Here is a 12,281-nt window from a genome sequence, read left to right on the forward strand (position 1 = left end):
GGAGAAAAACGCTATTGTGCGTTCCTCTCCTGTCGCCGCGCAAGCTGCGCACTTCACTCTCTTTGGCTGCCGATCAGGCGTTGCAGCTCCTCGATGTTGATCAGATTGACATCCATCTGCCGGGAAGCGATTTCAATATCGTTTTCGGCAAACAGGCGATCGATCTCGCGGTTGGTTTCATCGATGGCCGCGTTGCGGTCGATCAGCTGGCGCACATGCATGCGCAGCTCGTGCTCCAGCCGGTGGTCATTGAAGTCGAGAAAGAACACCAGGGGTTCCGGATCATCCAGAACCCGCGGATTGTCTTGTGCTATCTGTAACAGCAGCTCGCGTACCCGCGTCACATCCGATCCGTTGGCGACGGCGACTTTCACCGTGACCCGGGTGACTGTGTCGGACAGCGACCAGTTGATCAGGTGCTCGGTGACGAAGGTCTTGTTCGGGACGATGATTTCCTTGCGGTCGAAATCGGTGATGGTGGTGGCGCGAATGCGGATGCGATTGACCGTTCCCGACAGGTTGCCGATGGTCACCACGTCGCCGATGCGCACCGGACGCTCGAACAGAATGATCAGCCCGGAAACGAAGTTGGCGAAGATTTCCTGCAGGCCGAAGCCCAGCCCGACGCCCAGTGCCGCCACCAGCCACTGCAACTTGTTCCAGCTGACGCCGAGGGCGGACAGGCAGCTGATGATGCCGACACTGACGATCACGTAGCTGAGCAGGGTGGTGATGGCATAGCTGCTGCCCTGACGCAACTCCATTCGTGACAGCACCAGTATTTCCAGTAGTCCCGGCAGGTTGCGCGCCAGGGTGATGGTCAGCCCCACGACGATGAACGCACCCAGCAGGTCGCCCGCGCTAAGCGGCTTCATCAATGGGTTGTCGGCGGTGCCGCTGTTGTATTCCCAGAGGGTGATGGATTCCAGGTAGGAGGCCGCGCTGATCAGGTCAGACCAGACCAGATAGACCAGTACGCTGAACAGTATCAGCAGCGCCAGCCGCCCGAGCCGCAATGACTGCTGGTTGATCTGCTCCAGTTTGAGCTCGGGTATTTCCAACGGTGTGTTGTTCTCGGTGCCATCGGCCTGTTCTTCCGCCTGACGCTTGCTGATCGCGCGCTGATAGGCGAGATGCCGACCGGCCACACGCAGGTTGCGCACTACTATGCCCTGCAGCAGCATCCAGGCGGTGATCAGGTACAGGGTATCAATCATCCGATCCGCCAGACGGATGGCGGTGTAGTGGTAACCCCAGATGGTCATGCCAGCCAGCACCAGGGGCGCCATGATCAGGATCAGCGAGGCAACAGAGTGGAATATCCGTGAGTTGTTCAGAGGCTCGCTCTGGCGCATGAGACGGCCGACCAGCAGGCTGAACAGGCACAGGGTGATGATCATTATCAGCCGGCCCAGTACGTCCCGGTCCAGATGCTCCGGATTGGTGGTGCCCAGACTGATGATCAGCACCATCGGCAAGAGCACCCAGGCTAGACGCCGAATCAATCTGCGCATGCGCGAGACCTTGGTCGCGGACCAGCGGAAGTGCAAGATGGTGATGCCCTGGAGATCGAATAGCCGATATAGCAGGTGCAGTACGAACCAACTCACTGACAGGTGTAGTAACGCCTGACCGAGTGTGGGCATGGCCGGTGTGTCGCCATAGCACAGGCCGAAGCCGGCGCCGGCCAGCAAAATGGGTATCGGTAACACCCAGACCGCTGTCAGCAGCAGCGCGAGGGGAGTGGTGCGCTGGCTGTCGAACCGATAGTGACCGACCTCGTCGTGAAGCTGTTGCAGGCGCGCACGCAATCGTTTGCGCAGCAGCAAGGGTATTGCCGCCAATGCCAACAGCAGCGCCAGCCAGCCTGGGTTGTCCTTGAGCGTCAGCAACAGGCGCTGAATCTGGGACAGGGGTTGCAGATCCTGCCACTGGGAAAGCATCTGCTGTGGCAGGTTGAGCAGCCAGGTACGGTTGATCGGCGGGTTGCTGGCTACCCAGAACAGCTGATCATCGATGGTTTGCTGCAGCTTGGTACTCAGTTGCTGCAGCTGGTTTTCGTTGATCTGCAGGGCGACGGCTTCTCCCAGCAAGGTGTTGATGTGGCTGCTGAGTTGTTCCACCAGCGTTCCCCGGCTGCGGATCAGCTGTAGCAGATCCCGGCGCAGGGCTTCCCGCTGTTCCTCCGGTAACTGATTGAGCAGCCGCAAGAGGTAGCCATTTTCGTTATGCAGTTGCTCGCGCAGCTGATTGATCTCGAACTGGCGAAGCCGCATGTTGGCTACGGCGTCGGGTAGTGTCCGATCAATCCGTACAACCGGCAGCGCCTGCTTTTCCTGGTGCAGTATGCGCGACAACAGCAGACTGCCTTCCAGCACGCTGATCTGCTGATCCAGTGCACTTTCCAGTTGTGTGAGGTAATCGACCTGTTGGGTCGTTCGGATATTGCGGCGTGACAGGCTGCTGATGCGGTTGGATGATTCCAGCAGCTCTTCACTGATCTGCTGATTGATCAGACTCTGCTCATGCAGCAGTTGATGATTGCTGATCTGTGTTGATTCGGCGGTGGTATCGCTGATCACCTGCTCTGACAGGTTGCGCCTTTTCTCATCGAGGGCGTCCTGTAATACATTGATTTTATTGTCGATATTGCCAAGTTTGGCGAGCAGTAAACGACGCTTTTCGTTAGCCAGTTCGAGTAAGGTATTGTTGGCTGACAACTGTTGGCGTAGCAAAGAGTTGGATTGTTCCAACTGGGACAGCTCGGCCTGCATGGCTGCTTCCCGCGCACGATTCAACGGGCTCTGCGGCTGGCGCTGCAGTTGGCGAAGCTGCTCATTGAGTTCATTGGCGCGTGACTGGTTGGCGGAGATCCGGCTCTGGGTCTTCTCCGGGCGGGTTTCAGCTGAGATCAGCTCGCTGTTGACTGCGGTCAGTTCGTTCTGCCAGTCATACATGATGGCCACCTGGTCGCCTAAGGTGGCGTCCAGCGCCTGCAGCGTGGTGGGGGCAAAACGTTGGCGCAACTGCTCTTCATTGACCGGCTCGAGAGCCTGGATCTCCTGGCGCAGCTGGCGTAATTCTTCAGGGGCGTTGTCGAGTGTCGACTGCAGCTCGGTCTGTTGCTCCCGCAGGGATTCGGTCCGTTGCAGCGCAGTCAGCGTTTGCTCCCAGGCTTCCTGCAGTTGTTGCTGTTCAGCAGCGGATTTGCCGCTGTCGGGCAGAGCGGCGATATCCGTCTGCAGGCGCTCGATGGCGCTGACATCGCTGTCACTCTCCTGGGCATTGGCTGTGGGTAACAGCAATGACAGACAGGCAAACAGAATGAGCGGCAACAGATGAAGGTGTGGCATGAATAGCAATCCGCAATGGGCTGATGACTAGGTTAGACGGCGGGACGGGGTAATGAAAGAGGGGAATAGGGGGAGGCGAAGGTGCCTCCCGCTCGAGCAAACAGATTCAGGCTCCCTCTCCCCTTGCGGGAGAGGGTTGGGGAGAGGGGGCTAGCGCCTCAGAACCAGCTGTCCTGCATTTCCATACAAGTCTGGTCACGTGCGTCGAGCAGGTCCAATTCATGGTGGCAGGCAGGCACTTCCCAAGTCAGGAAGTAACGAGCAGCCTGCAGCTTGCCACGGTAGAAGCTCTCATCGGTGGTGTTGCCTCTGGCCAGACCTTCCTCGGCGCGAATCGCCTGCTCCAGCCAGCGCCAGCCGATCACCGCGTGGCCGAACACTTTCATGTACAGCGCCGAGTTGGCCAGGGTTTCGTTGATCTTGCCGCTGCCCAGGTCGGTCAACAGTACCTGGGTGGTGGCCTGCAGGCGCTGCAGCAGTTGCTCCAGCGGAGCGCGCAGTTCCTGCAGTGATGCGTGCTCGCCGGCGCGCTTAATGCTGTCCTGAATCAGGCCGGTCAGCTGGCGCAGACCTGCGCCCTTGTTCTGGGTCAGTTTGCGGGCCAGCAGGTCCAGTGACTGGATACCGTGGGTGCCTTCGTGGATCGGGTTCAGGCGGTTGTCGCGGTAGTACTGCTCCACCGGGTATTCACGGGTATAACCGTGGCCGCCGAGGATCTGGATCGCCAGTTCGTTGGCCTTGAGGCAGAACTCCGAAGGCCAGGATTTGACGATCGGCGTCAGCAGATCCAGCAACTCGTTGGCCAGCTGGCGCTGCTCCTCGCTGGTGCCGGTCTTGGCGTCATCTACCAGTCTGGCGCAGAACAGGCCCAGGTCGAAGGAACCTTCAACATAGGCTTTCTGGGTCAGCAGCATGCGACGAATGTCTGCGTGCTCGACAATCGGCACCTGCGGGCTGGTCGGATCCTTGCCATCCGGGTGGCGGCCCTGCGGACGTTCACGGGCGTATTCCAGAGAATACAGGTAGCCAGCGTAGCCGAGCATGATAGCGCCCATACCAACGCCGATGCGCGCATCGTTCATCATCTGGAACATGCAGGCCAGACCTTTGTGCGGCTCGCCGACCAGGTAGCCCACGCAGTTGTCGTTGTCACCGAAATTCAGCGCGGTGGAGGTGGTGCCGCGCCAGCCCATTTTGTGGAACAGACCAGCCAGGACCACGTCGTTGCGCTCGCCGAGGCTGCCGTCATCATTGACCAGGAATTTGGGCACGATGAACAGGGAGATACCCTTCACACCGGGCGGGGCGTCGGGTAGTCGGGCCAGCACCATGTGCACGATGTTTTCCGATAGCGGATGGTCGCCTGCGGAGATGAAGATCTTGTTGCCCTTGATGCGATAGGTGCCATCGCCGGCCGGTTCGGCGCGGGTGCGCAGGTCGGTCAGCGAAGAACCGGCATGCGGCTCTGTCAGCGCCATGGTGCCGAAGAAGCGGCCTTCGATCATCGGCTGGAAGAAACGCTGTTTCTGATCTTCAGTACCGAAGGTGCCGATCAGGTTGCTGGCGCCCATGGTCAGCATCGGGTAGGACGAGGTGGCGATGTTGGCCGACTGGAAGTGCGCAAAGCAGGCGCGGGACAGCAGGTTCGGCAGCTGCATGCCGCCATCTTCAAAACTGCGCCCGGCATTCTGGAAGCCGGCTTCGATAAAGGCATCGACCGCTGGCTTGACCTCGGGAATCAGAACCGCGGCGCCATCCACATACTCCGGCTCATTCTCGTCGCTCTTGCGGTTATGCGGGGCAAAGAACTTTTCCGCTATCTGCCGGGCGGTAGCCAGCGCGGCATCGAAGGTCTCGCGGTTGTGATCAGCGAAACGCTCGCGTTGGGTCAGTTCCTCGGCGTTCAATACTTCATAGAGTTCGAACGCCAGGTTGCGTGGGTCGAGCAAGGTATCGGTCATGGTTGCACCCCAGTGAGATCACCTCTGTCATCCGTTGATTTGCAGAGGCTGCGAAGAATAATGTGCCGCAGTGTATGCGGCACATCGGTCGTCGGGGAACAGCCATTGATGGTATTGATGAAGCAGGATCAGAAGAGTTTCAGAACAGCCGCAGCGTGGGTTCATCCAGCGCAGCACGCTGTTCGCGCAAGGTGAGGACCTGATCGGCCCAATAGCGTTCGCTGGCAAACCAGGGAAAATGCATGGGGAAGGCGGGGTCATCCCAGCGGCGGGCCAGCCAGGCGCTGTAGTGGATCAGCCGAATGCTGCGCAGGGATTCGATCAACGGCAGCTGGCGCGGGTCGAAGTCGTGAAATTCGTTGTAGCCGTCAACCAGTTCGGCCAGTTGCGCCTGACGCTGATCGCGCTCGCCGGACAACATCATCCACAGATCCTGAATCGCCGGGCCCTGGCGGCAGTCATCCATGTCGACCATATACAGGCTTTCATCGCGCCACAGCAGATTGCCGACGTGCAAGTCGCCATGCAGGCGGGTGGTCTGGTAAGGGTGCGCGCGGTAGATCTCATCGATGCGCGCGAGCAGGTCATCGGCCACGGAAAAATAGGCTGGACGCAGGTTCGCTGGCACGCTGTCATGCTCGCGTAGCCAGGCAATGCTCTCGTGGCCGAAGGATTGCACGGTCAATTCCGGGCGATGTTCAAAGGGGCTCATGGCGCCGACCGCGTGCAGTCGCCCGAGCAGACGGCCGAGCATCAGCAGGTGATCGGGGTTGTCCAGCTCCGGCGCGCGGCCACCGAAACGCTTGAACAGACTGAAGCGAAAGCCGGCAAACTCGAACAGGGTCTGGCCGTCGATTTGCATGGGCGGGATCACCGGGATATCGCGTTCGGCCAGCTCCAGGGAAAACTGATGTTCCTCCAGAATCGCCGCATCACTCCAGCGCTCCGGTCGGTAGAATTTGGCAATCAGTGGCTGGCCGTCTTCGATACCGATCTGAAATACGCGGTTTTCATAACTGTTCAGCGTCAGGGTACGAGCATCGCTGAGAAAGCCGAGCGACTCCACCGCGTCCAGCACGGTATCGGGGGTCAGCAGGGCGAAAGGGTGACTCATCAACAACTCCTAATGAACGGCGAGCCGCAAGTTACAAGCGGTCCGTATCAATCGGATCGCTACTGAATGGCTTGCAGCTTACAGGGAATCACCACGCACCAGCCACCCGCACGGCCAGCATTCCTGAATGCCGCTGCGTCTAGGGCGTACGTGCGACACACCAGATACTGACGCTGGCTGCGCCGGCGTTCAGCAGGATACGGCTGGCTTCGTTGACCGTGGTACCGGTGGTCACTACGTCGTCGATCATGGCGAGGTGTTTTCCCGCTATGCGATCCGGATGACGACAGGCAAAGGCATTCTGCAGATTCTGCCGGCGGGCCTGGGCGTCCAGATCTTGTTGTGGTGCTGTCGGTCGCTGCCGCACCAGACTGTGCCGATCCAGCGGCAGGTTCAGCAGGCGGGCAATCGGGCGGGCGAGCTCAAGTGCCTGGTTGTATCCGCGTTGTGCCTGGCGAGCACGATGCAGGGGCATGGGGATCAGCAGGTCGGGAAGCGCTTGCTGTCGCTCATGGTAATGCTGGGCAACGGCTTGCTGCAGCAGGTGCGCGAGCAATCGACCGTAGATCAGTTGCTGATGGTATTTGAAGGAGGGGATGAGGCTGTCCAGCGGGAAGGCATAGCGGAAAGGTGTCACTACCTGAGTGAAGGCGGGTTGATTATGCAGGCACTGACCACACAGCTGATCCGGAGCGGGCATGGGCAAAGCGCATTGGCGGCAGGCCGGGCCCAGCCAGGGCAGGTCGCCGAGGCATCCATGGCACAGGCATTCCGGAATTCCCGCTGCTGGACCCAAGCATAAAAGACAGCGGTTGAATTGGTTGAAATCTAGCCAGTTGTAAACCTTGGTGATCATAAGTGGTTGACAGTCTCCATGCCGTCATTATCATGCGTTGCATAGTGAAATCCCTACCGACTCCAAGGATATGCCCCGATGACTGCGTCTGTTACCCGTCACGACTGGACTCCGGCAGAAGTGCTGGCCCTGTTCCGCCAACCCTTCAATGATCTGCTGTTCCAGGCGCAAACGGTGCATCGTCAGCACTTTGATGCCAACCGCGTGCAGGTCTCGACCTTGTTGTCGATCAAGACTGGCGCCTGTCCTGAAGATTGCAAATACTGCCCGCAGTCCGGCCACTACAACACCGGCCTGGACAAGGAAAAGCTGCTGGAAGTACAGAAGGTGCTGGACGAGGCGGTAGCGGCCAAGGCCATCGGCGCAACCCGTTTCTGCATGGGTGCAGCCTGGAAGCATCCCTCCGAGAAGGATATGCCTTATGTGCTGCAAATGGTGCGTGGTGTCCGTGAACTGGGTCTCGAAACCTGCATGACATTGGGCAAACTGACCCAAGAGCAGACCGCTGCACTAGCCGATGCCGGGTTGGATTATTACAACCACAACCTGGACACCTCGCCGGAGTTCTACGGCAACATCATCACCACCCGCACCTATGGCGACCGTTTGCAGACTCTATCCTATGTGCGTGATGCGGGCATGAAGATCTGCTCGGGCGGGATTCTTGGTATGGGCGAATCGCTGGAAGACCGCGCAGGTCTGTTGATCCAGCTGGCCAACCTGCCAGAGCACCCGGAAAGCGTACCGATCAACATGTTGGTCAAGGTCGCTGGTACGCCGCTGGAAAACGCCGAGGACATCGATCCCTTCGATTTCATCCGTATGCTCGCCGTAGCGCGCATCATGATGCCCAAATCCCACGTGCGTCTGTCTGCCGGCCGCGAACAGATGAGCGAACAGACACAGGCACTGGCATTCTTCGCCGGGGCCAACTCGATTTTCTATGGCGACCGTCTATTGACCACCAGCAACCCGCAGGCGGAGAAAGACATGCGCCTGTTCGACCGCCTGGGCATCAAGCCCGAGGAGCGTCAGGAGCATGATGATGAAGTGCATCAGGCAGCGATCGAGCAGGCATTGATCGAACAGCGCGACAGCGCCATGTTTACCAATGCGGCGGCGGTCTGATTATCGCCGCGTGATCAAGCTGTCCGAATAGTTGGCCCGGCGAGCGCCGGCATCCTGAATTCTTGAGTCTGCACAGCAAGCTCAGCGTGTGAGCTTGCTGCTGGCAGCTGCGTGGACCTATGCCGTTTGACCTATCCAGCCGCCTGGCCGAGCGCCGCGCTGCTCATCTCTACCGCCAGCGCCCACGGCTGACCTCGCCGCAGGATGTGCATATCACTGTCGATGGCCAGCGGTTGTTGGCGTTCTGCAGCAATGACTATCTGGGCCTGGCCAATCACCCCGAGGTGGCTGAGGCCATGGTCGAGGGCGTTCGCCGCTGGGGTGTTGGCGGCGGCGCCTCGCATCTGGTGATTGGTCACAGTGAGGCGCACCACCAGTTGGAGGACGCTTTGGCGGAGTTGACTGGTCGGCCGCGGGCGCTGCTGATGTCCAGTGGTTACATGGCCAATATGGGCGCTATTACTGCACTGGTCGGGCAGGGCGATACCGTTCTGCAGGACCGACTCAACCACGCCTCGCTGCTGGATGCCGGATTGCTCAGTGGCGCGCGTTTTTCCCGTTATCTGCACAATGATGCAGACAGCCTGAACAAGCGATTGGCCAAGGCCGTCGGCAATACACTGGTGGTCACCGACGGCGTGTTCAGCATGGATGGCGATCTTGCCGAGCTGCCGGCCGTCTGCGCGCAGGCCCGTGCTCAAGGCGCCTGGGTCATGGTTGATGATGCCCATGGTTTCGGTTGTCTGGGTGAGCAGGGTGGGGGTGTCGTCGAGCATTACGGATTGAGCCTAGATGACGTGCCGGTATTGGTGGGTACGCTGGGCAAGGCCTTTGGCACTGCCGGTGCCTTTATCGCTGGCAGTGAAGAGCTGGTCGAAACCCTGATCCAGTTTGCCCGGCCCTATATCTACACCACCAGCCAACCGCCGGCGGTGGCGTGGGCAACGCTGAAAAGCCTGCAGCTATTACGTGAGGAGAGCTGGCGCCGGGAACATCTGGGGCGGCTGATTGCGCGCTTCCGTGAGGGAGCCAGTGCCCTTGGTTTGCAATTGATGGATAGCCCCACGCCGATCCAGCCACTGCTGATCGGTGACAGCCAACGCGCCATGCAGCTGTCCGCGGCGTTGCGTGAACGCGGTATTCTGGTGACCGCCATCCGCCCGCCGACCGTACCGCAGGGCACGGCTCGATTGCGCGTTACCCTGTCTGCTGCGCATAGTGCGGAGGATATTGACCGCCTGCTGGAAGCACTGCAGCAGGCTCTATCCAGCTTGCCGGAGATAAGCGCATGAAACACATCACTCTATTACCGGGCTGGGCGCTGGCGCCGGACAATATGCAGCCGCTGCGCGAGGCGTTGCTTGAGCGCATCCCGAACGCCACTGTGGATATCCTGTCGCTGCCAGCGATTCAACTATCCAGTCTGGAAACCGACCTGAGTAGTCTTGCCCAACAGATCAGGCCGGGCGTGCTGATTGGCTGGTCGCTGGGCGGCATGCTTGCGGTGCAGCTGCATCGGCGATTCCCGGAGCATTTCCCACAGGTCGTCACCCTGGCCGCCAATGCCTGTTTTGTTGAGCGCAAAAGCTGGGCCGACGCCATGCCGACCGACACATTCAAGACGTTCTATAACGATTACCGCGATACGCCGGAGAAAACCCTCAAACGCTTCGCCCTGCTGGTCACCCAGGGCAGTCCACATGCCAGACAGCTGGCCAAAAATCTGTCCTGGGATGCTCTGGATGCTGATCAGCGTCTGCATGCCCTGGCCGTGCTGGGCATGCTCGATAACCGCGTGGCATTGAGTCGTCCAAACCAGCCCATGCTGCATTGTTTTGGGGCGCTGGACGCGCTGGTGCCTGAGGGTGTTGCACCAGCCATTGCCGCGTTGCATGACGTATCCAGCGTGGCGGTGCATCCTCAAGCCGGCCATGCCTTGCCGCTGGAGCAGCCTCTCTGGTTGGCCGAGGAAATCGCCGGGTGGCTGGAGTCCAGGCATGTCTGAGCAAGTACCTGACAAGCGGTTGATTGCCGATTCATTCAGCCGCGCTGCGGCGACCTACGATCAAGCCGCTGCGCTCCAGCGTACCGTTGGCAGTAATCTGCTGGCGCGCTTGCCACAAGGCGTCGCACCCACTGAGGTGATCGATCTGGGATGCGGCACCGGCTATTTCAGCCGAGCACTGCATGAGCGGTTCGAGCAAGGGGTCATGGGGCTGGATCTGGCCGAAGGCATGCTGCGGCATGCCCGGCAGATCAGCCCGGAGATAACCCATTGGGTGGCAGCCGATGCCGAAGCCTTGCCGCTGCGCTCGAACTCGCAGGGGCTGATCTTTTCCAGCCTGGCGTTGCAATGGTGTCCTGACCTGTTGCTGTTGCTGGTGCTGCGCGAAGCGTATCGGGTGCTGCGTCCCGGCGGTTGTCTGGCTTTCAATACCTTGCTGAATGGCAGTCTGCACGAGCTGCGCACGGCCTGGCGGGCGGTGGATGACTTTGTTCACGTCAACCGCTTCATGGTGCTCGAGGAGCTGGAAAACATACTGGCTGCGGCCGGTTTCGCCGACTGGCGCTGCGATGTGGAAGCGCACACTCTGCATTACCAGCGGCTCGGCGAGCTGACTCAGGAGCTCAAGGCGCTCGGTGCGCATAACATCAATCCCGGGCGGCCGGGTGGCCTCACCGGCAGGGCGCGACTGCGCCGGCTGACTGAAGCCTATGAAATGTTCCGCACGACCCAGGGGCTCCCTGCCAGTTGGCAAGTGGCACAGATACTGATGTTCAAACCCACCTGAGACGGAGCCTTCCATGCCCCAGCGTTTCTTCATCACCGGCACCGATACCGAGATCGGCAAGACCACCATTGCGGCAGGCTTGCTGCACGCGGCGCGTAAGCGTGGACTGACGACCGCGGCAGTGAAACCGGTGGCCGCCGGCTGTGAATCCACTCCTGAAGGTTTGCGCAACGACGATGCCCTGACGCTGCAGGCGGAATGCTCCCCGCCGCTGAGCTACGAGGTGCTCAATCCGGTAGCGCTTGCACCGCCGATCGCTCCGCACATCGCTGCCCGTGAGGCCGGCCTGGAGCTGACGGCTGCGAGTCTGGCCTCCGGCTGCCTCAAGGTATTCGAACGCGATGCGGATCTGACGCTGGTGGAAGGTGCTGGTGGTTGGCGCGTGCCGTTGAATGATCAGGAGACCCTGGCTGATCTGGCCATAGAGCTCGATGTGCCGGTAATCATGGTGGTAGGGTTGCGCTTGGGCTGCATCAATCACGCGTTGTTGACTGCCGAGGCCATTGCCGCTGACGGTCTGAAGCTGGCCGGCTGGGTTGCCAATCAGGTTGATCCGCAAATGGATCGCCAACAGCATAATCTGCAAACCCTGAAAACGCTGCTGCAGGCACCCTGTCTGGGGGTGGTGCCACGTCTGGAGCAGCTCAGCTCGGCTGCGGTTGCTGAGCATCTGGCGATAGATACGCTCATTGCTCCGACCGGCGGCATGTCATCCTGAGGTTTTATGTGCTTGAATTGGCATATTGCCACTATCTGAGTCCCAGCCATGGCTTCGCTTGATCTGCTTTCTTCCGGCTTTGATGCCATGCGTCAGGGTCAATACCGCGCCAACACCGCTGCCGCGGAAATCGCCCGAGCCGGCGCCCCGGTGAACGCCGCAGCAACTGGTGCCATTCCCCTGCAGCCGGCAACCGGCCAGCCCGCAGCCAGCACCCGAGTGGACAGCAATCGTCCGGTCAATCTGGCTGACAGCCTGGTCGAACTGCAACAGGCCCAGCGCGAAGTCGAAGTAGCCGCCGCAGTCATCGACACCGCCGACGAGGTGCTGGGCACCCTGATCGACATCAGAGTCTGAAC

General features: G+C 60.2%; 10 protein-coding genes. 6 read left to right on the plus strand and 4 right to left on the minus strand.

Features of this window, described 5'->3' with window-relative positions; all coding sequences use genetic code 11:
• Positions 1-53 precede the first annotated feature (53 nt).
• The 4 genes from mscK to INT39_RS19380 all read right to left on the minus strand — a co-directional run bounded on the left by mscK (position 54) and on the right by INT39_RS19380 (position 7,284).
• Complete coding sequence (gene mscK, locus INT39_RS19365; RefSeq protein ID WP_193075628.1) at positions 54-3,353, minus strand: mechanosensitive channel MscK; 3,300 nt, start codon at positions 3,351-3,353, stop codon at positions 54-56.
• Positions 3,354-3,511: 158 nt separating this feature from the next.
• Positions 3,512-5,314 carry an acyl-CoA dehydrogenase gene (locus INT39_RS19370; protein WP_193075629.1) on the minus strand — a complete coding sequence of 601 codons (1,803 nt, stop codon included), beginning with the start codon at positions 5,312-5,314 and terminating at the stop codon, positions 3,512-3,514.
• A 139-nt stretch (positions 5,315-5,453) separates the two neighbouring features.
• The gene (locus INT39_RS19375) at positions 5,454-6,428 is read right to left on the minus strand and encodes a serine/threonine protein kinase (RefSeq protein WP_193075630.1); all 975 of its coding nucleotides are present in this window, start codon (positions 6,426-6,428) and stop codon (positions 5,454-5,456) included.
• Between the two features lie 139 nt (positions 6,429-6,567).
• Positions 6,568-7,284, minus strand: a complete 717-nt coding sequence (locus INT39_RS19380; RefSeq protein WP_193075631.1) for a ComF family protein — start codon at positions 7,282-7,284, stop codon at positions 6,568-6,570.
• A 78-nt stretch (positions 7,285-7,362) separates the two neighbouring features.
• Here INT39_RS19380 and bioB point away from each other — a divergent pair, with 78 nt between their 5' ends.
• From bioB to INT39_RS19410, 6 genes are all read left to right on the plus strand, one after another.
• Positions 7,363-8,412, plus strand: coding sequence for a biotin synthase BioB (gene bioB / locus INT39_RS19385; protein WP_193075632.1), 1,050 nt, complete (start codon positions 7,363-7,365; stop codon positions 8,410-8,412).
• A gap of 119 nt (positions 8,413-8,531) precedes the next feature.
• Positions 8,532-9,704, plus strand: a complete 1,173-nt coding sequence (bioF, locus tag INT39_RS19390) for an 8-amino-7-oxononanoate synthase (protein WP_193075633.1) — start codon at positions 8,532-8,534, stop codon at positions 9,702-9,704.
• Complete coding sequence (locus INT39_RS19395) at positions 9,701-10,417, plus strand: alpha/beta fold hydrolase (protein WP_193075634.1); 717 nt, start codon at positions 9,701-9,703, stop codon at positions 10,415-10,417. Before bioF ends, INT39_RS19395 begins: the two co-directional genes overlap by 4 nt.
• Positions 10,410-11,204 carry a malonyl-ACP O-methyltransferase BioC gene (gene bioC / locus INT39_RS19400; RefSeq protein WP_193075635.1) on the plus strand — a complete coding sequence of 265 codons (795 nt, stop codon included), beginning with the start codon at positions 10,410-10,412 and terminating at the stop codon, positions 11,202-11,204. The genes INT39_RS19395 and bioC overlap by 8 nt, the downstream gene beginning before the upstream one ends.
• Before the next feature lie 13 nt (positions 11,205-11,217).
• Positions 11,218-11,922 carry a dethiobiotin synthase gene (bioD, locus tag INT39_RS19405; RefSeq protein WP_193075636.1) on the plus strand — a complete coding sequence of 235 codons (705 nt, stop codon included), beginning with the start codon at positions 11,218-11,220 and terminating at the stop codon, positions 11,920-11,922.
• A gap of 48 nt (positions 11,923-11,970) precedes the next feature.
• Complete coding sequence (locus INT39_RS19410; protein ID WP_193075637.1) at positions 11,971-12,279, plus strand: flagellar basal body rod C-terminal domain-containing protein; 309 nt, start codon at positions 11,971-11,973, stop codon at positions 12,277-12,279.
• Positions 12,280-12,281: the final 2 nt, after the last annotated feature.

It is taken from the genome of Pseudomonas sp. FME51 (assembly GCF_014897305.1).

Coding starts and splice junctions, on each gene's coding strand:
- INT39_RS19375 (WP_193075630.1), bottom strand. CDS start 6,428: ATGAGTCACCCTTTCGCCCTGCTGACCCCCGATACCGTGCTGGACGCG.
- INT39_RS19410 (WP_193075637.1), top strand. CDS start 11,971: ATGGCTTCGCTTGATCTGCTTTCTTCCGGCTTTGATGCCATGCGTCAG.
- INT39_RS19380 (WP_193075631.1), bottom strand. CDS start 7,284: ATGATCACCAAGGTTTACAACTGGCTAGATTTCAACCAATTCAACCGC.
- INT39_RS19395 (WP_193075634.1), top strand. CDS start 9,701: ATGAAACACATCACTCTATTACCGGGCTGGGCGCTGGCGCCGGACAAT.
- mscK (WP_193075628.1), bottom strand. CDS start 3,353: ATGCCACACCTTCATCTGTTGCCGCTCATTCTGTTTGCCTGTCTGTCA.
- bioB (WP_193075632.1), top strand. CDS start 7,363: ATGACTGCGTCTGTTACCCGTCACGACTGGACTCCGGCAGAAGTGCTG.
- bioF (WP_193075633.1), top strand. CDS start 8,532: ATGCCGTTTGACCTATCCAGCCGCCTGGCCGAGCGCCGCGCTGCTCAT.
- INT39_RS19370 (WP_193075629.1), bottom strand. CDS start 5,314: ATGACCGATACCTTGCTCGACCCACGCAACCTGGCGTTCGAACTCTAT.
- bioD (WP_193075636.1), top strand. CDS start 11,218: ATGCCCCAGCGTTTCTTCATCACCGGCACCGATACCGAGATCGGCAAG.
- bioC (WP_193075635.1), top strand. CDS start 10,410: ATGTCTGAGCAAGTACCTGACAAGCGGTTGATTGCCGATTCATTCAGC.